This is a genomic window from Bacillus sp. JJ664 (assembly GCF_036962205.1).
In the GTDB taxonomy this organism is placed as follows: Bacteria; Bacillota; Bacilli; order Bacillales; family Bacillaceae_G; genus Gottfriedia.
Genome location: NZ_JBALMS010000051.1, coordinates 29,695 through 54,789, shown reverse-complemented (window position 1 = coordinate 54,789; position 25,095 = coordinate 29,695). Strand labels below are relative to the sequence as shown.

15 protein-coding genes are annotated in these 25,095 nt (G+C 34.7%); 2 read left to right on the top strand and 13 right to left on the bottom strand.

Annotated elements, in window-relative coordinates; genetic code table 11:
• Window positions 1-54: 54 nt before the first annotated feature.
• From V7056_RS09520 to V7056_RS09510, 3 genes are all read right to left on the bottom strand, one after another.
• Window positions 55-909 (bottom strand): chemotaxis protein, encoded by an 855-nt coding sequence (locus V7056_RS09520; RefSeq protein ID WP_499701375.1) that lies wholly within the window; start codon window positions 907-909, stop codon window positions 55-57.
• 328 nt (window positions 910-1,237) lie between these two features.
• A complete protein-coding gene (locus V7056_RS09515) occupies window positions 1,238-1,969 on the bottom strand; it encodes an SIMPL domain-containing protein (protein ID WP_499701374.1) in 732 nt (243 codons plus the stop codon).
• A 473-nt stretch (window positions 1,970-2,442) separates the two neighbouring features.
• Window positions 2,443-3,045: a TetR/AcrR family transcriptional regulator gene (locus tag V7056_RS09510; protein WP_499701373.1), complete on the bottom strand. Its 603-nt coding sequence runs from the start codon at window positions 3,043-3,045 to the stop codon at window positions 2,443-2,445.
• A gap of 280 nt (window positions 3,046-3,325) precedes the next feature.
• On the opposite strand from V7056_RS09510, the gene V7056_RS09505 reads away from it, so the two are divergent.
• Window positions 3,326-4,768, top strand: a complete 1,443-nt coding sequence (locus V7056_RS09505; protein WP_499701571.1) for a DHA2 family efflux MFS transporter permease subunit — start codon at window positions 3,326-3,328, stop codon at window positions 4,766-4,768.
• 163 nt (window positions 4,769-4,931) lie between these two features.
• Here the strand turns inward: V7056_RS09505 and V7056_RS09500 are convergent, their stop codons facing one another.
• A complete protein-coding gene (locus V7056_RS09500) occupies window positions 4,932-8,987 on the bottom strand; it encodes a S8 family serine peptidase (RefSeq protein WP_499701371.1) in 4,056 nt (1,351 codons plus the stop codon).
• 323 nt (window positions 8,988-9,310) lie between these two features.
• Window positions 9,311-10,555 (bottom strand): helix-turn-helix domain-containing protein, encoded by a 1,245-nt coding sequence (locus V7056_RS09495; protein WP_499701369.1) that lies wholly within the window; start codon window positions 10,553-10,555, stop codon window positions 9,311-9,313.
• A gap of 477 nt (window positions 10,556-11,032) precedes the next feature.
• Here V7056_RS09495 and V7056_RS09490 point away from each other — a divergent pair, with 477 nt between their 5' ends.
• Window positions 11,033-15,226, top strand: coding sequence for a S8 family serine peptidase (locus V7056_RS09490; protein ID WP_499701367.1), 4,194 nt, complete (start codon window positions 11,033-11,035; stop codon window positions 15,224-15,226).
• A gap of 259 nt (window positions 15,227-15,485) precedes the next feature.
• On the opposite strand, the gene V7056_RS09485 is transcribed toward V7056_RS09490, so the two are convergent.
• From V7056_RS09485 to V7056_RS09450, 8 genes are all read right to left on the bottom strand, one after another.
• A complete protein-coding gene (locus V7056_RS09485; RefSeq protein ID WP_499701569.1) occupies window positions 15,486-16,157 on the bottom strand; it encodes a Na-translocating system protein MpsC family protein in 672 nt (223 codons plus the stop codon).
• Window positions 16,158-16,266: 109 nt separating this feature from the next.
• Window positions 16,267-16,962: a Na-translocating system protein MpsC family protein gene (locus V7056_RS09480; protein WP_499701365.1), complete on the bottom strand. Its 696-nt coding sequence runs from the start codon at window positions 16,960-16,962 to the stop codon at window positions 16,267-16,269.
• A 248-nt stretch (window positions 16,963-17,210) separates the two neighbouring features.
• Window positions 17,211-18,275, bottom strand: a complete 1,065-nt coding sequence (locus tag V7056_RS09475; RefSeq protein WP_499701363.1) for an ATP-binding protein — start codon at window positions 18,273-18,275, stop codon at window positions 17,211-17,213.
• A 457-nt stretch (window positions 18,276-18,732) separates the two neighbouring features.
• Window positions 18,733-19,713 carry a tRNA dihydrouridine synthase gene (locus V7056_RS09470; protein WP_499701361.1) on the bottom strand — a complete coding sequence of 327 codons (981 nt, stop codon included), beginning with the start codon at window positions 19,711-19,713 and terminating at the stop codon, window positions 18,733-18,735.
• 289 nt (window positions 19,714-20,002) lie between these two features.
• Window positions 20,003-21,382 carry a 23S rRNA (uracil(1939)-C(5))-methyltransferase RlmD gene (gene rlmD / locus V7056_RS09465; protein WP_499701359.1) on the bottom strand — a complete coding sequence of 460 codons (1,380 nt, stop codon included), beginning with the start codon at window positions 21,380-21,382 and terminating at the stop codon, window positions 20,003-20,005.
• A gap of 14 nt (window positions 21,383-21,396) precedes the next feature.
• Complete coding sequence (locus tag V7056_RS09460) at window positions 21,397-22,257, bottom strand: DNA-3-methyladenine glycosylase family protein (RefSeq protein WP_499701357.1); 861 nt, start codon at window positions 22,255-22,257, stop codon at window positions 21,397-21,399.
• Between the two features lie 190 nt (window positions 22,258-22,447).
• Window positions 22,448-23,254 carry a delta-lactam-biosynthetic de-N-acetylase gene (gene pdaA / locus V7056_RS09455; RefSeq protein ID WP_499701355.1) on the bottom strand — a complete coding sequence of 269 codons (807 nt, stop codon included), beginning with the start codon at window positions 23,252-23,254 and terminating at the stop codon, window positions 22,448-22,450.
• A gap of 174 nt (window positions 23,255-23,428) precedes the next feature.
• Window positions 23,429-24,952 (bottom strand): fumarate hydratase, encoded by a 1,524-nt coding sequence (locus tag V7056_RS09450; protein ID WP_499701353.1) that lies wholly within the window; start codon window positions 24,950-24,952, stop codon window positions 23,429-23,431.
• Window positions 24,953-25,095 lie beyond the last annotated feature (143 nt).

Genomic DNA, 25,095 nt, shown 5'->3' with positions numbered 1-25,095 from the left:
TCCTTTTTCTTATTGAAAAAAAAATCGCATGTTTAATGCGATAAATCAATTTTTCTATATGTTATTAACTTCTTTCCAAGTGCGAACTAATCCATCTACAATTTGGTCAATAACTTCCATATCTTTAAAATAACCCGTATGACAGAATGGATTCCAACTTGTTAATAGTCCACCAATATTCACTTGTCTATCTTCAGTTACAGCGTCCTGATAAGTTTGATCAACGTCTCTTAAAGGAAACCCTAAAACATCATCTTTATCATAAAAATTGATCCACTCACCTTTTAAACCAGGAAAGTATTGCTGGAGCTCTCTAGAAGGTATATTAATTGGACGGTTAAAGTCATGATATCTTAAACTCCAGAGTGGCAGCGCCGTCCCTAATGTATAAAATAAGGTTAACGTATGTCCTTTTTCCAAAGGTGAGGAATCATTTACGATGCATGATACGCTATTTTTTTTAGCTTGCAAATCATAGAAATAATTACTGGCAATGACAGAACCTAAGCTATGTGAAATGACACATAATGGGACATCATCTCCAGCTTTTCTTGAGATAATATTTAATTGTTTACCAATTAATTCATGTACTCTTTCATAGTTTTGTCTAGAAGTTTCTACTTGTTGGTATGCAATAACATCACCTACATATTGTATAGTAAACTTTCTTAATCCTTTAAAATCTAGATCATTCGCCAAAACCACATTTTTATACAATTTCTCCTCCCTTTCCTCAAAGACAGATGACCATTGTATAGGTTGAAATACTAGATAGGAGGAAGGGTCTGATACGATATATTCTAATTTTTGGGCGAATTTATTCTTAATCAAGACGACCATTTCGTCAGCGAAGTCCTGCTTCTGATTCCCCATTCCATGAATAATTGCGATTCCCAGCTTCTTGTACATTTCTTCCCCCCTATTATCCTTATACTTGTCCACTCTTTTAACAGATAAGCCCTTTTCACTATTTATATGATTAAGAATTAGAAACGTCAAAACTGTTTTAGATTAGGAACGACCTTACCTTAATAGAAGCTACCTCAAGTCGTTCCATATTCAAATTGAGTTCTCTTTTTTCGGAGTGTTTCCTTCTTTTTAAACATATAAATTTCCACAATAAAAAGGAAAAGGTTTGGATAGATGCGTTCATCCTTTCTCTTTTCTCTTTTTAAACGATCATTAGAAAGTCATCCAGAAACTAGCAATAGTTTTTTAGATTTGAAATAAATCTTCACTAGAAACTTATATAATTAAACAATGCTTGAACCGATGCAGAAATTTTGATTTGACCTTCCTGAATCGGAGTCGTCGATGCACTCAATACAGCTGTTTGCATTGAGTATTGTGGTCTTAGTAATTGAACAGTTTCTTCAACTATCCATTCCGGAACGCTATTGATGGTTAAACTTAGTGATTTGGCTATACTTTCCGCTTTACTTTTTGCATTTAAAGTAGCTTTTTGCAAGGCCTCTACATAGTAGGGTTCTGGATCTGAAACTTCAAAAGATACATTCCTCACAACATTAGCCCCATTTTCTGTTGCAACATCAATCACTTTTCCTACACTAGCAATATCTTTAACAATAACCTTGAAAATATGGCTGACACGATATCCACGAAATATTTCTTGTGAATCTTGAAAATCAACGATCCGATCGATTGAATATGAATAAGTTTCAATGTCCTCTTGATTGATACCTATGTTTTTTAGTGCTTCAATGATTTGATTAGAAATGACTGCATTTTGTTGTTGCGCATTTTGTACTTTCATATCGTCGTTTATAACACCCACTAATAGAGAAGCCTGGTTAGGCTTTACAGTTACTTCTCCCTTTCCGGTTACTCTAATTGAGTTATTTATACTATTGTTATGACGAATCGGATAAACTCTTTGATATTGAGGGTTTGAATATGAATATCCCATATTTCTTGGAATTGGGTTCACTGATGAATAAATGTTAATCACTTCCTCTTATAAAATACATCTTTGTTTCTGTGCCCAATTATTGTATGCCCTGTATTATTTTTAGGTGAATATCATTACCTTAAAAAAGAAATTCAATTTTAATAGATAGGCCAAATAATCTCTTTTTTGAAATTAAACAATAAGTGCTATCTAATCAGAAGACTATCAAAGAAGGAAGTTTGTCAATTTCCACTGCAGGATGCTCGCTTTCCGTGGGGCGTGCGCTGAGCCTCCTGGAAAAAGGTAGGCATGCTAAGAACACGACGTCCTGTCGTAACGCATGCATGACCCACATCGTGTGGGCCTCCTGTGGGGTCTCACCTGTCCCGCTACTCCCACAGGAGTCGAACACCTTCAAGATAGATTAGTTAGTAACAAACTAAAAAACCAAATCACTATAAGATTTGGTTTCATCATTTCTATTCTATTTCAAATATTTCTCATCAATAACTGAACAATTTACAGGTTTATGCTTAACATTCTCGATTCAGTCCCCTAAGGTGAAGTAAAGAAAACTGCTGGGTTAAAAACGCTGGGGTATAAGGCATGTCATTTTGTAGCCATGAAATGATCGTACCAATTAGAGCTGAAGAATTGTACCATATCAAAATGTCTACTTTAATACCTTGGGATAGAAGATATGGGTGACTTTTACTTTCATCAATCTTCGTGATAATCATGTCCTTTAAGAACGACAATAAACGATCTCTAAAAATTGGAATTTGCTTTGAGGCAAGAATGATCTTATAGAAATTTCCGTTTTTTGCTATATGCTCAAGTATATTTTCGAGTATTTTCCAATTCCCCTCTCCTGAGGATGTATGCCCCACTGCCGGCGTATTTTTAATAACCATTGAAAATTCCTCAATCATATCGTCCGCCATCTTTTCCAACATATCAGGAATATCGCGATAGTGTAGATAAAAAGTAACTCGATTGATGGTTGCTCGCTCTGCTAATCGATTAACTGTTATTTTTTTAATATCCATTTCACCAAGTAACTCAACAAGTGCATTTTTAATTAATTGTCGTGTCCGCAGTATACGAGGGTCTGTGTGAGACTTTTTGTTTTCCATCATCTCTTCATTCCTTTCTTAACAATTGCTATGCTACATTTTCAAAAGTAGCGTCGTATTTTCCACTGATAAACAACAGTAAGTTAATTTATGTAAAGTAATTTACATCTCAACATTATTTGTAGATTGTCATAACGAAAAATTGTCATTATAATCTCATTTATACAATGTTAATTATACAACACGTTGTAAATTAAATCTATTTAAGATAGACATGAAAGGATGAATGAAATTGAGTAAGAGTGCAACGATTAACCACTCTATCAAAAAAGGACCTATCATGTTTGTGATGATCATAGGTGCTTTCCTTGCAACATTTAATCAGACAATCATGAGTGTTGCCATTCCAGAATTAATGAATGATTTTGACATTAAAGCTTCAACAGCCCAGTGGCTTACAACGGGTTATATGTTGGTAAATGGGGTTTTAATTCCTATCACAGCATACTTAATGCAGAGATTCACCACTCGTCAATTATTCCAAAGTTCGATGATCATTTTTCTGGTTGGGACGATTGTTTCAGCAATTGCAACCAATTTCCCAGTATTACTAACTGGGCGTTTGATTCAAGCAGCCGGTGCTGGAATCATAATGCCTCTGCTTATGAATGTTGTTTTATCAATTTTCCCAGCAGAGAAGAGAGGATCCGCCATGGGTATGGTTGGGCTAGCTATCATTTTTGCCCCTGCAATTGGACCAACTCTTACCGGTTATGTTCTTGAGACATTCCCTTGGCAAGCAATGTTTTATGGTATGATTCCGTTTGCCATTATTGTTATCCTTTGTGGTTTTATTTATCTGAAAAATGTTTCGGAAACAGTCAAAACCAAGATAGACTTTATTAGTGTAATTCTTTCAACAATTGGATTTGGTACTTTAATGTACGGCTTTAGCCAAGCTGGCAATTCTGGTTGGTCAAGTAATGAGGTCGTTATTTCACTAGTTGCGGGAATCATTTCACTGGTCCTATTTACTTGGCGACAATTAGTCTCTCAAAATCCGTTACTTGATTTACGTGCTTTTAAATTTAATACGTTTACCTTGACTACCATTATAAATATTGGTGTCACGATGATGATGTATGCAGATATGATGCTACTTCCACTGTACCTTCAAAATGTACGTGGTTTTACTGCATTAGAGTCTGGTTTACTTATGTTCCCTGGAGCACTTCTAATGGGCTTACTAAGTCCCGTGGTTGGTAAACTCTTTGACCGATTTGGGGCGAAATGGCTTACTATTATCGGTATTGCAATCATTATCGTCTCAACCTATGGCTTTATTGATTTGACCGACTCGACTAGTTATACTTTTCTAATTTTAATGTCGACACTTCGTCGAATCGGGATGGCTATGTTCCTTATGCCGTTACAGACTGCTGGCTTAAATCAGCTGCCACCAAGTCTAAATGCACACGGAACAGCTATTTCAAACACCATAAGACAAGTAGCAGGTGCTGTAGGTACTGCTCTATTAGTAACTGTCATGACAAATAGTACTAAAGATCATCTTAAAGACTTAATTTCAGCTGGAGGAGCTCCCGGTGAAACTCAACAGCATATGATTATGGAAGCTGCTATTCAAGGAATTAATGACGCATATTTTGTGATTCTGTTAATAGGAATAACGAGTTTATTACTATCCTTCTTTATCAAACGCAAACAACAAGCTTCCGAAGTTCAGTCTAATAATGTAATTTTAAAAGAGTCTGCGAAAATGTAAATAAAATGAATAAAAGCCGCCAATAAGCTGCTTTTATTCATTTTAGGCTTTGTGAATCCAACTGCAAAACCAGAACAGGCAACGTCCCCATTAAGGGGCGTTGCCTGTTCTATTTTTATACCTTAGAAAGAAGTTTTATAAAGTTCTGTTTTGATAACCAAAGTTACATTCCTAATTCTTTTAATACGTCTTCTAATGATTTTCCTTTGTATTTGTTAATTGGCTTTGGGGCCTGGTCAACTGACTTATTTTGTTGTAAAAAGTTTTTTTGAACAAATTTCAAATCATTTGCATCTACAGTTCCGTCAAAATTGATATCTGCACTTCGTTTGTTAGTACCCCAATTTGACTGAATAACCAAAGCATCCATTATATCGATTACTTGATCTTGGTTTACGTCTCCAGCTTTCAATTCAGGTGCAGTGACATATTGATTTTTTGCGTATAGTTTTCCATTATATTCGTAACCAATATTTGTTCTAACCTTGGTTAAAAAGTGACCCGGCACATTATATTCAACAGTAAACAAATCTTTATTTAGCGGAATTTTATCAAAACTAAATCTTCCATATGCGTCAATTTGGGCATTATACTTTGTTCCTTTTGAGTCATAAACGTTAACGATTGCTCCAACTTTATCCCAATCTCGCGTACCAGGATAACCACCGTCATTTGGATCGCCTTCATAAAATCCTTGTGGATTTACACTCCCGTAAACTCTTGATTGTTTAGGGAAAACCTTGAAACTATATCCACCGTTTAATACTTCTATATTTGTATTACTAGTGTCCGTTACTCGAACTGTTGGATTGATGCTACCACCTGTATAAAATTCTTTCTCTTGAATTTTTAATGTAACCTCTACAACTTCAGAGTGGTTAAACTGTCCACTAGGTTTGTTAAAGTTGACAATCACTTCATCACCTTTAACCTCAATTGCAGCCTTACTTGCATAATACTCAGTAAGCTTTGCATCTACTAATTGAACGCTTTTCATTCCGTAATAATCACCAAATGTCCATGTTACGTTTTTTATTTCCTCTAAGTTATCTAAATGAATTTTTGCTTTAATTGTATCTCCAGCGATTGCTGTAACTACATCACTTTTTGCATAAGTAACTGGAGTGCCTTCTTTCACAAAATAATACTGCTTAGATTCTACGTTCCCAGCATTATCATAACCATCGAAACGAAGTGGTAGCACATTTAAGCTTTCGTCCAATAGGATGTCATCATGGTATTTCCCTTCAGTACCCATCGGAATTGGTGAAGATGGGAATGCCCACTCACCATAATAATAAACTAGCCAATTAGATGATTGGTCGATTGATAGTCCGTGATTTTTCATTTCATCAACTTTTGAATCTTGAATCTGGATATCAAATGGATATGTTTTTTGACCAGGTTTATATTCAATAAATGGTGATGCACCATCAAGTGAACTTTTAAATGAAGGTGTATCTAAATCAATAAAGAGATCCTCCGTTTCTATGAATTCTTTACCAGAAATACTAGTTCCAATGAATTTCAATTTATATTGTCCCGGTTGAATATCGCTTGTTTCTTCTGAAATTGGTTGTTTTGAGTTTCCAGTAAATTTATAATACTGTCCATTAAATGCGATTAAATTATAGTCAACATTGTCATATGCTGATGTTAAATCAATCACTCCAACGAGTCCAAGATCTTTTCCAGTTTTTGCATCTTGTAAGACTATATCCATATTTTTCATAGGAGATTGTAAGTTAAATTTAGTATAGATCCATTGAGCTCGCATAAAATCCCATCCACCTTGATTTAATTGATCAGGAGAATAAGATGGATTTAATATTTTAATACTATTAAATCCTTCATCAGATGTCCGTAAGCTAAATGGAATACGATATGTTTCCGATGAATTTGCATTATTAGTGAATGTAATATACCCTTCATAAATTCCCTTTTTTGCTTCTTTAGGAACAATCATTCTTACATTAATTGTTTTTGAGCCATTGCCATTGATTTCAATCTTATTAGGAATGCTTAGCTCTACTCCATTGTCTTTTATACTGTTGGACCCTTTAGATTCACTAATTGAGACCTCAAATGATTTTTTTTCATTTTTATTGTTTTCGATTTTAATTGATTTTGAAACATTAAGTCTGCCATTTTCATAGTGATTGTCAAAGCTAAGACCCCCAGTGAATTCCTTAATTCTCATTAATCGCTCTGCGCCAGGGACATACGTCTGATCCTTTATTTTGAAACTTAGATCGCTATAAATTGCCTGATAAGGATCTATTCTACCAGCTCCTACTTCGAAAACGCTATATTCACCATTTAGTGGATCAGCTGTATTCATAAAAATTGACTTTATGTCTTCAGGTTGTAATTTCGGATTTACTTGAAGCATTAAAGCAGCAACACCAGCAGTAAATGGAGTAGCCATTGATGTTCCTGAATATCTTGAATAAGCATATTGATAATCATCTTGATTGTCTGGATTAATCATATAAGAAGGAACAGTTGAAAGAACACTTACTCCAGGAGCAGTTATTTCGGGCTTCATATCAAAAGTCTGTCTTGCCGGACCTCTTGAACTAAAGTCAGCTAAGTGATCGCCTTCAGTCTGTTTTTCGGAATAATTTGAGAAACTGATTGTATTATCACCAGTCTCTATCATGGATTTAACTTTTTCACCATCAGCTTTTGTTAATGAAAATGACGGTATATAGTTAACAGATTCTCCAAGATTTACACCAATTTGTCCGTCTATATTATTTGTAATTATGGTGCCTATCGCACCATTAGCTTTAGCATTCATTATTTTTTCATCAAATGAAATATCACCACGAGTTATAAATGCAATTTTTCCATTTAAATCTTTACCTTCAAAATCAGTAGCATAACCCAATCCAACATCTACTATTTCATAGGATTTGTTAACTAGATTTTTTAATTGATCATCATAGTGACGTGCCATCCCAATTAATTCAATAGGCTGTTCATCTCCTATTTTTCCATTCAAATTAGATTCTTGTATTGGCACATCACTTGCACCAACTGTTAATGCAAGTGCAGCAGATCCAGGTGAGCCTAATGTGTATGCATTCGGTCCATCATTCCCCGCAGCTACGACAGCAGTAACTCCATTTAGTACTGCATAATTGATAGCTGTACTTGTTGGAAAATAAGGATCATTTACCGCTGCCCCTAATGATAAGTTAATGATATCCATTCCATCTTGGACTGCTCTTTCAATTCCCTCAATAACAGCTTCTGAAGAGCCAGATCCATAAGGTCCAAGTACTCGGTATGAAAATAAATCTACATCAGGTGCAATACCTTCGACTGTAATTTTGTCACTTGTACCTTGACCAGCTATCGTACCGGCTACATGTGTTCCATGTGAAGTGTAATAAGTAGATCCATTAATTTCTGGATAGCCTGAAAGCTGCCATTCTTTATAGGTTGTCTCCATTGGATCATTATCTTGATCAACGATATCGTAACCACCTTTGTAAACTTCCTTTAAATCAGGGTGGTTATAATCAATTCCCGTATCCAGTACCCCCACTTTAATGCCTTTTCCAGTAATTCCTTCTTTATGTAATTTATCTATCTTTAAATAAGAAAGGCTTTCAACCGAAGTGTTTCCGCTATTAGTTTTATTTTCATATTCTCCATTATTGATAGGATCTACTTTGAATTCAACATCCTTATAAACAGCTTTAACAGCTTTAGAAGATAACAGCTGCTGAATTTGATTAGCTGGTAATTTTATTGCAACACCATTAAAAACGGTACGAAAATTTGATGTGATTTGATGGTTTATTTTTCTATTTTTTGAGGTAGGAAAAATGGATTGGATATCTTTTTTAAATTGTTCATGATCATGTTCAACTTGCTCATCTGCTTGTTCTTTAGATAGTTTTTCACCAGCAACTTCAGCATCAATCAATGCAACTTTAGAAGGTTTAGATTGGAATTGGACGATTACAGAAGTTTCATTGTCTTTTTTTAACTCATCCTGTTTAAAACCAATTAACCCAGAGCGCTCATTCAATTCTATTTTATGTAAAGCATCTCTTTGTTCTGTAGTTAGCGAAGAAAGTACGTCTTCAGCATTTATCTCTGCAGCATTTGCCAGTGTATTAAAAGGTTGATTTGCTGTAGGAAATATCAATCCTAAAGCTAACGACACAATTGCTGTTTGTTTTATGAGTTTTATGTTCTTCATTTGGCACCATCTTTCTTATTAATTTCAAGTGAATAAATTAAAGTAAACTCCTTTCTTAATTTTCAGAAAAATCACTATAAAGTTATCATAATAACTTACATAATTGGCAGCAATGGGGGTTTTGAATTCATGAAATATCCTACTTTAGTTACAAATTGAGGTTAAAAAAAGCCATTATTTATAAAGAAATTAATCGAAGTAAGTCGAATGAATGTAATCAAAAGGGGTTATTCGTAGGTAAGAGGGGTTCTTACTTTTCATTTCATATAAAAAAAGCCTTATATATTTTCATACAAGACTTTTAATAGATTATATATATTCATTTATACAAGCTCGTTATTTTTACGGAATCTATTTACAATTGATAATGTGAACTGATTCGCTCGTTCTATATCTCCTTTTTCTAAATAGTAATCAAATAACTTAATTTCATAAGTTTCAGTTGCAAGGCCATAACCCATTTTCTTAAAAAAAGGATAGGCTATTGTTTCTAAATACTGATAATATTGTTCTTTTATTCCTTCAATTTTAAATACATGCAATTGAAAATAATGTAAGTACATTGTATCATCTAAGCTCTTTGCTAATGAAAGTCCTTCCCGCGCGACTTTTAGTAACTCAGTTTGAGATTGTAAGCCTAACTTTGTAGCAGTATTTAAATATCCTTCTAATGTCACAATATAATGCGGATGTGAAGTATCACGTAAAATCAACGATTGACTATAATTTTCAAATGCTTTTTCGTAGCATCCATTGCGAAATAGTTGATAAGCATAATTATGAAGCAACTTGGCTTTTTGGTCGGTTAATCCTAAGCTATCTGCCATTTCTATTAATCTTGGGTAACCGGAATCCTTTGTATCAAAAATCTCTTCTTGCTCGACTTGAATTAGCATTAACATTTCAGTTTCAAGTATTCTATTAAAGCTATTTGTACTGCTAAAAAATTGAAGTGCTTTATTAGCGTAATGATAGGCTAGTATACGCGAGTTCATACACATGTAGGCGCACGCTAAATCATAATAATATTCGGGATTATGATAATAAGTTAGATTAATTTTCTTTAAATATGAAATCGCTAAATTATATTCATTTTGATAATCTAGATAAAATTTCCCTTTAATGTGATATAGCATATTTTGATCATATAGAGAAAGTTCATCCCAGCTGTTCATCTCTTCGATTAAGGATTTGGCATGCGTACTTTCTCCAATTAATAAATAATATCTAGTTAAAACTAATGTATATGCTCGATAAAAATCAGGAATTTTCAAAAGCATAATACCTTCTAACTTAGTTTTTATGCTTGTTGCTTTTGAGTTTAGTTTCAAAACAATTGAATCATGCCATTCTTTTAATAATAAGTCTAAGCTTAAATATGTATTCATCTCTTCCCGCATATCAATTTGTAGTCTTTGTGCTAATAATTCAATTGTATCTTGTGATACTTCTGTAATACCACGTTCAATCTTACTCACATGAGTACTCGAACAAATTTCATTCCCTAAATCTGCTTGCCTTAATCCTTGAAGCTCACGGTAAAATTTTATAATTTCCCCTTGGATCATGATGTCCTCCCCTTGTTTTCACCTCATAAATACTAAACAAAATCATTTATTTCTTAATCATGCTCCCAAGATAAATAAGTGCTAATACACCCTGGCCTACCAAAGATAGTTCTTCTATTTGATTAGTTATATATATTAAATTTCATTATAATCTATAAACTTCCTGTTTATAAACTCACATAATATTCCTTTATATGAAAAACCTGTACCCTACTTCGCTCAGTACGTTACAATCTCCTTTTTAAAAACTGAAAACCCCAAAACAGATTGTTACTTTTCTAACCTATTTTAAAAATATGAGGCGGCACATCGTCACTTTAAAACATATCCCAAGAGAATACTAGGTTAATAGTCCTTTGAGAAACCCCCTTTGTAATCTACTAAACAAGTTATTAACATTATTACCATAGAATTTTTTCGAAAATTAAGAAATATTTTTTCGGAACTTTTTAATCAAACTTTGAAAAGAGGAGAACTATGAAAAAGAAAAAACATCGATGGCTTAGCCATACAGTAAAAAAATCAACACCTCTTGTACTATCATTAGGAATAATTCTTCCGTCGACGCACACTGGTTTAACAAATGCATCTGCAAAAACAAAAAGCATTACTCAAAGCAATGCAGAAAAAATTCTAGCCACCTTAACGGACGAACAACGAGCAGCCTTACACAAATCTGAAGCAAAGGAACAATATGGACTTCTAGGATTTGATGAAAAAGAACTAAAAGAAGACAAAGAGATTTCTGTTATCGTTCAGTTTAAATCAAAGCCAGAACAAGTAGCTGTTCTTGATGCTGCTTTAGAGGGAAAATCATTAACAAGAGATGTAGCACAAAGCAAAGTTGATCAAGAGCACACCACATTTAAAAATGATCTCAAACAAATTCTCCCTGCAAATAAAAGTATGCAACGATCGGCTCCATCTACTGGAAAGGGTTTAAATATAGTAGAAACACCTTATCAAATCAAGCATTCCTTCAAAAATTCCTATAATGGAGTTTCCATGACGATAACGGCAAATCAGGTTGAATCACTCATGCAGTCAGATGTTGTACAAGCAATTTACAAGGATACTACATTTACGATTGAGCCACCTGCCATTGCGGGATCTAAAGGAAAAACCGGTAACTCCGAAAAAACGGAGTCAACTGTGACTGGTGATCCTATTTCATTTTTAGGTGTGGACAAGTTACATAAAGAAGGCATTACTGGTGAAGGGGTCAAAGTAGCTGTCATTGATACTGGTATTGACTACAATCATCCTGATCTGAAAGATGCTTACAAAGGTGGATATGACTTTGTAAATAATGACAATGACCCGATGGAAACAACCTATGAAGATTGGAAAAAATCAGGATTAGCTGAATTTGCTGCTAACGGTTCTGCCTATTACACAGACCATGGCACACATGTATCTGGTACAATCGCTTCACAGGCAAAAAATAATAGTGATATTTCCGTTAAAGGTATAGCTCCAGACGCGGACCTTTATGTATACCGTGTACTAGGTCCTTACGGTTCTGGCATCTCCTCAAATATCATTGCTGCAATCGATCAAGCGGTAGTAGCAGACATGGATGTTATGAATCTTTCATTAGGTGCTGCTCTAAATGATCCGTATTTTCCAACTAGTACAGCGATTAACTATGCCGTATTAAGTGGTGTAACAGCAGTGGTCGCAGCTGGAAACTCCGGACCAGGGTTCTATTCGCTGGGATCTCCAGGTTCAGCGGCTTTAGCACTTACTGTTGGTGCCAGTGATATTTCCATGCCAATTACCACTTTAAAGGGAAACATCACAGCTGAATCTTCAATTGAACTACAAACGATGGCAAGAAGTTTTTCAGATGATCTCACAACATTCAAAGGGAAAAGTTTTGAAATGGTTGATGTTGGTTTAGGTGGAGATACTGACTACGTAAATAAAGATGTAACAGGCAAAATCGCATTGGTTGAACGTGGTACCTATGCACTAGTTGATAAAATTAAATTTGCAAAAAAATATGGGGCTAAAGCAGTTTTACTTTATAACAATGTAGAAGGTCATGTAGGAGCATATCTAGGCGAGGCAAATGGTTTTATTCCTACTTTCTCTGTAACGCAACAAGATGGACAGGTCTTAAAAGCGAAAGTAGCTGCTGGTAATAATAAGTTTACCTTTACGGATGTATCTGTTTCCAAAACTGAGGGAGATAAGCTAGCTGATTTTAGCTCACGTGGTCCGGCATTAAAAACTTTTGATGTAAAGCCAGAAGTAGTTGCACCAGGTGTGAGTATTCTCTCTACTGAACCTGCTTATCTTACCAACCCAGAAATACCTAATGATTACACTGGCGCATATGCCCGGAAAAATGGTACATCAATGGCAACACCACATGTAGCAGGTATATCTGCATTAATGTTGCAAGCAAATCCAAACCTACAACCAAGTGATATCAAAACTCTTTTGATGAATACAGCTGAACCGTTAAATGGAGACTATCTTACTTATGAACAAGGTGCAGGACGAGTTGACCCTTACGAAGCAATTCATCCTGGTATGAAAGTTCAAGTACAAGATGAAACACTTATTCCTTATGGGGAAGAAATGATTAGCATAGAAGAACAAACTGGTGGCTTCAGCTTTGGTGAGCTTTATACAGGCGAAGATCATTCGATTAATAAACCAGTTACATTGCAAAACTTTGAAAAAGAAAATAAAACATTTAGTGCAAATGTTCATTTTCAGTTAATAAAAGGTGGCTCAGATCCAGCCGCAAATGGCGTAAAATTAGCTATCAATCCGGTGATTCAAGTCAAGAAAAACGAAACTAAAAAAGTAAACGTATCGCTTACTTTTCCGAAAACAGCAAAAGAAGGCGTCTATACTGGTTATGTTATCTTAACAAACCAAAAAGATAAAAATGAGCAATATCGTATTCCTTTTAGTATACGAGCAGTAGAGGAAGGCTTTTTTGGATATGCACTCAATAAAGCTACAACAACTTTAGAATATAGAATTTCGCAAACAGAACCGATGGGAATGGCTTCTGGTACTGTTGCGCCTGTACTAACTTTTAATATGAAAACACCTATGAAAAATATGGATATCGTTTGGCAAGATGGAAAAACCGGCCAAGATCTAGGATATGCTACATCTATTGATCTATCTAAAAATAATCCAAATACACAGATTATTTCCCCATTAGCTATATTTGGTAGCTATTATCCATTTACTGGTGATCCTGATCATCCGATTTCTGCTATTGCTCAAAACGCAAAACCAGGTTACTACAAGATAAAGCTGATTTCGACCAATGCGACAGGTAAAACCTTTACCGGTTATCTTGATCTTTATGTAGATATTGAACAACCGGAAGTGACAACTTCTTTAGATCAAGAATCACCATTTCACGAATACAAACCTGGACAAGAAACGTATCCTTTTTCGATGCAAATTACTGATCCACAGGTGAAGGAAATGCAAGATGCTGGGATGGAAGTAGATTTATCGGATACTACTTTGCAATATAGTTTAAACAATTCAATTCCAATGTTTGTTCATATGGATAAAGATGGGAAGTTTTCTGAAGACATTGTGATGCATCCAGAAATACCTGCTTTAAGTTTCTCGATAAAAGGAAGGGATGTTGCTGTAAATAGTCCAGTAGATAAAAACTATTATTTTATTAAAGAGGGTACACCAAACGCATATATCACTAGCCCAATAAAAGAAGTAACGATGGGTGATACCGTAAAGGCAACACTGAAATTAGATAATATTTCATCCCTATCATCTGCTAGTTGGACTTTCGCAAATCTAGATAAAAACTTTGAGATTGTCGATGCCAAACCAAATGCAGAGTTAAGCCAATATGGAGAAGCAAAAGTGACTCTTACGAATTCAAGTAGTCCAACTGTACAATTGGATCTGCCATCAACGACTCAAATAAATGACAATGTGGCTGCGGTCGATGTAACCTTAAAAGTGAAAGATGCTGTTTTTGGTACATCTATTAAAATAGATCCAACAGTTACGATTAACACCTTAGAAGGAACTACTAATTTAATTAAAGCAGGATATACATGGGGGTTATTATCTTCCTTCTCTGAACTTGAAGGTCCGCTTAATGCTGAAGGTTTTTTAAATCCAGGTACAACAAATAAATATAAAAATGTAGATTGGCCAAACTCAGGTGCATCCATTAAACTAACACAATCAAATGGTAGCGTATTTGATATTACACCGAATTTAGTAAAGGATGTCAACCGCTTCTCTATTTCAAAATTACCACTAACAGGCGATTCATGGTATTGGGAATTCACTTTACCAGGTCACTTTATGGTAAAAATTCCGATGATGTCTGGTTTCGAATACAAGGGTACTCTGTTTGGTCAACAAAAGAAACTTGTAACCTCTTACTTTATTAAACAGGCAGTTGCAGGAGATGTGAATCAAGACCAAGTGATTGATATCTATGACGCGTTAGAGATTCAGAAAGCATGGGGAACGAATACTCGTGCAGCAGATATTAACTGGGACGGAAAAGTTGATGCGACAGATCTACAGTTTGTGCACACTAACTATCTTAAAGTGAATCCATTTGTGAACAATACACCAACTCCAGTTAAGCAAGTAAATGACAAAACACTGGATGATATTCTTAAGGAATTAGGTGTAGTTTCCTAATTAGAAGAAACTAATATTAACGCCATTAAAAAAGGCAGCCCAATTGGGCTGCTGCTTTATTTTTAAATATATAGTTCCTCACACTTAATATATCCAAAGAGTTTGCAGAATCGTCTAGGATACTGATGGATTTACTTTAAATCTCATGCTTAAATGACTAACCAGCGCGATTGTATGATGCGTATATTGATAGATTTCTGTTGTTCTAATTACTAATAAAGCTAATTAAAATACCTATATTTTATTCTCTTTCAGTGCATTACTTCAGAACAAAACAAATAATGCTTTTATCCTCATGAAAGTCCCAGTCCACAAAGATATCTACAACAGATTCACTAAATATTTCTTCAAAACGACCATCACGGTGTAGATATGATTTTTCGAGTTCATCCTTAGTGACCATAAGGGTCTGTTCAAACCCCTTCTTTATCAACGCTTTTTCAATTCGTACTAAAATCCCATCTCGTTTTACTAAATAAATCTTTGGTGAAATAAAATAGGCCTCTGTTTTCTCAGGTTTTTTTTGTACTAATATACTAATTCTATCAATTTCATCGATTAAAGGTTTCAAATCAATATTAGATCCTTGATTCGGGTCAACAAAATGTTGAGCGATATTGTTTTCAAATTCAACAGTGATCATACCTGTATTTTGAGGATAGTTCCAATCATGATAGAACGATGCAATATCCTGTTCAAATTCTAATTCAAGAATTCCCTTTAATTGATTAATGACCGCATTCATGACGATAGATCGTGAAATATCAACATTATCACCATTTCCGTGCTCCAGCAAAGTAGATTCTAATGGAGACAAAAAACCTCGTATGTAAAAAACAAGAAACCTGTCATTTGCAAAAGCAAAGCAGGATACAGGTCCTCGCCCAAAATTTTTCCTTAACAATTTACTAGTTAAGCTACTTATATCCATTAGCTTTTGTTGTAGTGGTAATGACATTAATGCTTCAACCTCACTTTCGACAAAGGCAAAAAAATACTACCTGACATTAGCTTGCCCAGTCAGTATCATCTTTATTTCTTTAATAAGTATATCCTTTGTTAAACAAGAAAATTAAATAACTTCTATTTTTATTAGGATCCCACATCATAAATAAATCTTCAATTGACCGATTAAATAGCTCTTCAAATAATTCTCTATGCTGATAATACCCTTTTTTTATTTCCCTAGCATTGGTAAATAATAAGTCAGACTTCCCCTGCTCAACTAGCAAATAATCTAGTGGATTCATGACGTCTTTTGATTCAATTGCACAGATATTTTGGGTATACTTAACGACTTTGAGACTTTCTGGGATTTTATGAAACTTTGAGCCCACTTGTCGAACTAATTGAAATAGCTTCCTCTCAAAGTTGTCATCTATCTTAACATCCGGATTAAAACTATTATTCACTAATAGTAAAATACCTGAATTAGAATGATAGTTCCAATCTTGATAGAGGGTTTCAAAGGAATTTTCTAATAGGTCTGATGCTTCCCTTAATAGTTCTTCTGACAAGCTTGTGATGACTTTTGATCTGTATTTCGTTACTAAGTTATATTCTTGTTTGTTCGTTAAAATTTCCTCAGAAGGTGTCATAAAGTTTCCAATATAAACATATAATCTGTTTGCTCTTAAAACCGCATAACAAGTTTCTGGACCTTTTCCAAATCCCCGCTTTATGATTTTACTAAAAATACTGCTAAGAGACACCAAATCTTCTTGAGTTGCAACCATTCAAATCCCCCTAAAAAAAAATAAAAAGGCCTAACTTCACAAAAAGGAAGTTAGGCCACAGTTCAGACGACTATAAAAATAGTTTCCACCATTTACCATTACATTTATATAACGTATATTTTAAAATCATCAAATTTACAGAGTTAAATGACTAATGACAGCAAGACATTAGACAAGTAATATATTACCATCATAATCCATGGATAACAACAATTTTAAATGAAAAATTAGGAAATACTATCGATTCATTACGAACATACAGGCAATTTTACATGGACGGATGATCCGTTTGAATCACTATCTATATGTATATCTCCTTTGTGCTCTTTTATGATTTGTCTACTGACTAACATGCCTAACCCTGTTCCATTTTCTTTTGTAGAAAAAAATGGCTGTCCAATTTGTTTAAGAATCTCCAGTGGAATGCCGGGTCCTTGATCAATGAAGCTAATATTGACTTGACTGTTAATAATAGAGCTCCCCTGTATTCGCAAAACTCCCCCGTCAAGCATCGCCTCAATTGCATTTTTTATATAATTAATAAAAACTTGCTTCAATTGATTACCATCACCTAAAATACACGTATTTTTAAAATTGAACTCTTTTTCTATTTGAACATTGTTTAAATTTGCTTGAGGAAGCATTAATGTAACTACATGCTCTAATATATCTTGAAGAAGTAACCTTTCATATTTTTGCTTTGTTGGTTTCGCAAGCACCAGCAATTCTTTTAAGATAACTTCAATTCGATCAATTTCAGAAAATATGACATCATAATATAATCTACTACTATCGTTTTCTCCCATTAATAATTGTAAGAATCCTTTTATAGCTGTAATAGGATTTCGTATCTCATGGGCAATCCCAGCTGCTAACTGGCCAGCAATGGCATGTTTTTCAGACAAACGAGATAATTCATTTATTAAGGTATGATACTCTTTTTCACGTTCAATCGAAAGTTTATGTTTCTTTATAAACGTAATATCTTTTAGAACTAGATACGAACCGATCAAATCCTTTTCAAAATATATAGGCATAGAAGTAATGTTAACATCAATGATGCTTCCTTCTTTCCCTTGTAGCTGAGCATCGAAGTTATCGAGTTTCTCCTGTACTCTACATTTAAAAAAGGTATGTGTCTGATTTAAAAACTCTGTGATAAATAGTTTATGTAGTGTTGATTGTTGTAAACTTATAATTGAATAGCCTAATAGTTGTTTACAATTTTCACTGGCATATTCAATATTCCCTTGTAAATCAATTAATAAATATGCATCATGATTTTTAGATAAGATGAAGAAGTCCTTATCCATTTTTGTCTCTCTAAATTCTTTCAAAAGAACACTTTTTCGGTCGATTCCATTCGTAGCGATAAGGAAGCCCCCCTCTTTTTAATAAAATGACATAAAAAAACCACAATAAGAGCAGACTCATCCTACTTCTTACTGTGGCTTTAAAATCTAGCATGCAATTCTAGAATTCGTTACCGAAAAATATGAATTTATTTATACATTTTTTAAATTTAGAATAGAGCATAAACCCTATATCCATATTAAATATATTATATTTTTAGAATTTTAGCAATAGTATATCGATAGACTCTTTCGAAACTAAGATTTTCATATTCAATACAGTAGTTTTATTATTACTTTACAAGTAACACTAAGAGATCATAATTTTTCCTCACTTAACCAGTTTTCGGTTCATACATTAAATGACAATGAAAATGGGCAATGAATCTTAAATCGATTCATTGCCCATTTCTATTTACTATTCTTCCATGTCATTAAGATTCTTAGACTCAAAATTATCTAACATTGCACGTACTTCGTCTGTTGACTCTGTGTTCATTAATTGATTTCTTAGTTCACTTGCCCCTCGAAATCCACGGACATAAATCTTAAAAAAGCGATGAAGAGCCTTGAACGAACGCTGCACCAAATTTGAATATTGATCATGTAGATTTAGATGCAATCTTAAAAGATCAAGTAATTCCTTACTGCTATGATCTTTTGGCTCTTTTTCAAAGGCAAATGGATTATGGAAAATACCACGCCCAATCATAACCCCATCAATACCATATTGTTCTGCAAGCTTTAAGCCAGTTTGACGGTCAGGAATATCCCCATTGATCGTTAAAAGTGTATCTGGTGCCACTTCGTCACGAAGTTTCTTAATCTCCGGGATTAGTTCCCAATGAGCATCCACTTTGCTCATTTCATCTCTTGTACGCAGATGAATGGACAGATTGGCAATGTCTTGTTTCAATATGTGAGTTAGCCAATCGCGCCATTCGTTTACCTCACTGAAACCAAGCCTTGTCTTTACACTTACGGGCAATCCACCTGCTTTTGCTGCTTGTATTAATTCAGCTGCAAGTTCTGGACGACGGATCAGGCCGCTTCCCTTCCCATGTTGTGCCACATTAGGTACAGGACAGCCCATATTGATATCCAAACCTCGAAATCCAAGTTCCGCCATACCAATACTCATTTGCTTAAAGAATTCAGGCTTATCTCCCCAAATATGGGCTACCATTGGCTGTTCGTCCTCTGTAAAAGTCAAACGCCCGCGCACGCTTTGTTTCCCCTCTGGGTGGCAATAACTCTCACTGTTTGTAAACTCTGTAAAAAACACATCAGGTCTAGCTGCTTCACTTACTACATGGCGGAAAACAACATCCGTCACATCTTCCATTGGCGCCAGTACAAAAAAAGGTCGTGGTAAATCACGCCAAAAATTATTACTCATACTTACATTCAAATCCTCTCATTTTGGGATACCAAGTTATCCCCTTATTCCCAAAGTATCAAAGTAGGAAATTCTTCCAACTATAATTTACAGATTAATTAGTTTTGTATCGATTCTCAATTAATGAAAGTGTTTCCTCGACTTTCATTCCCCATACGTTTTAAAACGTACGAGCCACCATAAGTTGCTGAACGTTTTAGTTAAACACATTACTTCCATTAGTGGTAAAGCACATTTTACAAATCTTAATTAATGAAATAAAAGGCAGCGCCCATAAGGGCTTGCTGCCTTACTTTAAAACAAGTTGAGCTACACATTCTACATGACTAGTGTGCGGAAACATATCAACAGGCTGTAAATATTTCACGTCATAAGCTGTGCTTAACACCTTTAAATCTCTAGCTAATGTTGAAGGATTACACGATACGTAAACTAGTTTCTTTGGTTGTATCTTTAATACTGTCTTTAAAAACTCCTCATCACAGCCAGTTCTAGGTGGATCAGTTATGATTACATCTGGTTTCCATCCTTCTCTTAGCCACTTCGGTAAAACTGATTCTGCATGTCCAGCTTCGTAATGCGTATTTGTGTAGCCGTGGCTTAAGGCATTTTGTTTCGCATCAATGATGGCTTCTTTTGTGATATCCATTCCACGAACTTCTTTTGCGTCTTTAGCTAGCCAAAGTCCAATTGTTCCTACACCACAATAAGCGTCTACTACTTTTTCTGATCCAGTTAATGCCGCTGCTTTTTTTACTTCATCATATAGTTTTACGGTTTGTTCTGGATTCAGCTGGAAAAATGCTCTGGCTGATAGTTCAAATGATAAATCGCCAAGTTTTTCTTCGATGACTTCTTCTCCTGCTAGATAAACAGTTTCACGTCCAAAAATAACTGAAGTCATTTGATTGTTAATGTTTTGCATTAAGCTTGTTACTTCAGGCATTCTGTTTTTAATTTCACTAATTAATTCAGCTTTTTGAGGAAATTCCTTTGCGCCAGTAACTAATACTAATTGAATTTGACCTGTACGTAACCCAACTCTAGCTACAATTGTACGTATTACACCTTTATTTTTTCGTTCATTATAAACAGGAATATTTAATCGCGTTAAGATTTTCTTCACTTTACCAGTTACTTTATTTAAATCTTCATGTTGAATTGGGCAATGACCGATGTCTACAACATTATGCGAGTTTTGAGAATACAATCCAGCAATGATTTTGTTTTTTTCCAGTCCGGTTTGAAGCTGGCTTTTATTACGGTAATTCCATGGATGCTCCATTCCAATTGTTTCTCTAATTGGTGTTTTTTCTAATAAATCCTTCGCGTACTTTTCCATCGCTTGAATGACGATGTCTTTTTTATACCCAAGCTGACCTTCATATGAAGCATGCTGAATTTGACATCCACCGCATTTATCATATATTTTACAAGTCGGTTCAACTCGATCAGATGATGCTTTACGGATTCTTTGAATTTTACCCTCTGCAAAACCATTTCGTACATTTGTTACTTCAGCAACTACTTCCTCACCTGGTAAAGCACCTTTGATGAAAACAACTTGTCGCTTGAAATATCCAACACCTTCCCCATTAATACCAATTCGTTTAATAGTAATTGGGAAGCTTTGTCCAACCTCTAATATATTTGTTAATTGATTACTCATTGTTTACAACTCCATTATTCTATGCTCTTCCAAAGATACAGTGCTGCATAGCTTCCATACGGTGAAGCTTGCTCTTTTACATATTCCATTATCTCTTTAGAAGGTTTTTCATCTAAATTTAACAATTTTTGAAGTGCTATTTGAATACCTACATCACCAACTGGAAAAATGTCTTTTCTTCCTAAACCGAATAGGAGAAAGTTTTCGACTGTCCATGGTCCGACTCCTTTTAGTTTAAGAAGCTCTTTTCCAATTTCTTCAGATGGTAGGTCTCTATATTCTTCATGCCTCAAAGTTCCATCACTCCAGGCTTTTGCGATTCCGATCATATATTCAGCTTTTCGAACGCTAAGCTGCAAATCTCTTAATTCTTCGATTGTTAAAGATGCAATTTTTTCTGGAGAAGGAAAAAACCATGCATTTTCAACTCGCTCTCCATACATTCGAACAAATCTCTTTGTTACTTGTATCGCAAAGCTTCGTTGAATTTGTTGATGAATAATACACGAAATCAAACATGCAAAAGGATCATTAGAAACGGTAATTGGTGTGTGTGCGAATAGGTCTATAAGAGGTGAAATGGTAGTCTGACTTAAATGATGATGTAATTCTTCAAATTGAGTTTCCAATTGCAAAATAGTATAAACTTCTTCAAGAATTTTCCCTTTATTATGGTGCCCACTATTTATTTCAAACAATACTGGATCATCACTTATCCTTTTAACCTTTACAACTGCATAATCACCATCAATATACAAAGGAATGCTCAAACGTTTCTCTGCCGAATGGACTGAGAAAGTAGGCTCATGTTCTAATCTTTTTAGAACTTCATCCCATTGATATGGTGTTTTTAATGCTACCTCTTCCTTCCACATTTCCGTTTCCTCCTTTAATACTCTGTTGAGTATTATAGCACATGGTGAACAATCGATGAAATTTCAGTATAAATAAAAAACTAGAGAATGATATATCGAATTGAACGACAAAAAAGCTTGGAGACTAACCAAGCTCTTTTTAGCAATTGTATTAAAGGGAATGTATTAGATGCAATTTTTTTAAAGTAACTTATTTTGGAACATAAAAATATGGATTAAATCCGCTTCGTTCCATCATTAAATCATCTAAACTTCTAAATGTGTAGCCTCTTTTATGTAAGGCGGTGATGACTGCATCCATTGCTTCTGCATTATCTTTAGATACAGTATGCATTAAGATTACTGCACCTGGGTGAATGAGCTTCATAACATTATCATATGCATATTTCCATCCACGCTGTTGATCGATTTTCCAATCTACATAAGCTAAAGACCAAAATATATTATCATACCCTGCTTTGTTAACAACTGATAATGTACGTTCACTAAAAATGCCTCGTGCAGGACGGAAATATTTCATATCGTCTCGTCCAGTTAATTCTTGATATGCTATTTTCACCTGTTCTAATTCCTGCAAAATTTTATCATCACTTATTGTTGTCATATCAGGGTGACTCCATGAATGATTACCGACAATATGACCTTCATTTACCATCCGTTTGACTAATTCCGGATTTGTTTTAATATAATGACCTGTTATAAAAAATGTTGCTGGTACATCATGTTTTTTCAACACATCTAAAAATTTTGGTGTAAATCCATTTTCATATCCATTATCAAAGGTTAAATAAATTTCCTTTTTAGATGTATTGCCTAAATAGACCGATCCGGTGTTTTCTAGCATCTTATTAAATGCTGCTCCGGCATCTGGAGGTACCTCATTTTTTGTACGAGCAATTCCCCAATGCTGTGGCGCATTACTATATGCAAACGTCGATAGTGGTATTACCAAGAAAAAAGCGATACTTAAAGCAACATAGCTTGCCAACTTTCTCAATTCATTCACCTCACTTTTTTGTAGTATTTGTAAATACGTTAGAAATATGAAAGAAATAAACTTTTTATCTTTGAAAACTAAATAAATACTTATATATACCCTTTTAGTCTTTACCAATAAAAAAAAGCAATGCTATTCAACCAATCGAATAACATTGCTTTTTATCAATACATATTAAAATACTTTTTCAGCCATAGTCGCTAACTTTTGAAGAGAATCTTGGTCAACTTCTTGATGCAATGAATTTCCATGAGAATCCATTGTTACAACCGCTTTAAAGTCCTCAACCTGAAGATGCCACATTGCCTCTGGAATTCCAAATTCTAGGAGGTCGACACCTTTTACTTCTTTAATACATTGTGCGTAATATTGCGCTGCTCCACCAATTGCATTTAGATAAACACCACCATGTTCTCCTAATGCTTTTAATGTTTTTGCACCCATTCCACCTTTACCAATTACTGCACGAATACCAAATTTTTTCATGATATCACCTTGATATGGCTCCTCACGAATACTTGTTGTTGGTCCAGCAGCTTTAATTTGATAATTTCCGTCTGCGTCTTTTACAACAACAGGTCCACAGTGATAGATAATTTGACCATTTAAATCTACTGGAGAATCATGGTCATTTAAATGATGATGGATTGCGTCACGGCCAGTGTACATCATACCACTAATAGAAACTACATCCCCAACTCGAAGCTCACGAATTTGTTCTTCAGTAATAGGAGCAACTAATTTCACTTCACGTGGCTGTTCACCTGATTCATTCGTTTCGTTAGTGAAGCTTATTTCTTCTCCATCACGATAAATCCATTCTGAAATTTCACCAGACTCCGCACTAATTTTCATACCTAAACGACGGAAAGCCCAACAATTATAAGCTACAGATACAAAGAAACTTGCTGGTAGACGGTTAATTACACCAATTTTACAACCTAGTAAAGTAGTTTCTCCACCAAATCCCATCGTACCGACACCAAGCTTATTTGCATTTTCTAGAATATATTCCTCCATTACTTTAAGCTCTTCAATTGGATTCACATCATCAGTCAAACGGAATAGTTGATCTTTTGCAAGTTCGTACCCACTCGTACGATCTCCACCGATTCCTACTCCAATAAATCCTGCACTACAGCCTTGTCCTTGTGCTTGATAAACACTGTGAAGTATACATTTACGAATTCCGTCTAAATCACGACCCGCTTTACCAAGTCCTTCTAATTCACAAGGAAGACTATATTGAATGTTTTTATTTTCACATCCGCCACCTTTTAAGATTAAACGAATATCAATATAATCATTTTCATGTTGTTCAAATTTAATAACAGGTGTGCCTGGTCCTAAATTATTTCCACTGTTTTTACCAAACAACGAGTCAACTGAATTTGGACGAAGCTTTCCGTCTTTTGTTGCTTGTTCCATTGCTGCAAATATCGCTTTTTTTATTTCAAGCTGGTTTACACCAACTGGAGTTTTCACTTTAAATGTAGGCATACCAGTATCCTGACAAATCGGTGAAACGTCACCCTCAGCCATCATAATATTATTTGTAATCGTTTCCAATGCGATTGCACTTCTCGTACCAGCGCTCTCATTAGCTTTTGCTTGTCGAATGGCTTTACGCACATCCTTCGGTAGGTTCGTTGATGTTTCTACAATTAACTGATATATACTTTCTTGTAACTGTTGCATACTGCTCCCCCTCAACCCTTTATAAAAAAGAAAGAATTTTCCCCTTTTCATTATAATACAATTTCTTATAAACGGTTGTATAAAACGTTCCATTCATGAAAAAAAGCCCATTGATATGGACTTTAATCTACTTGATTCACTTC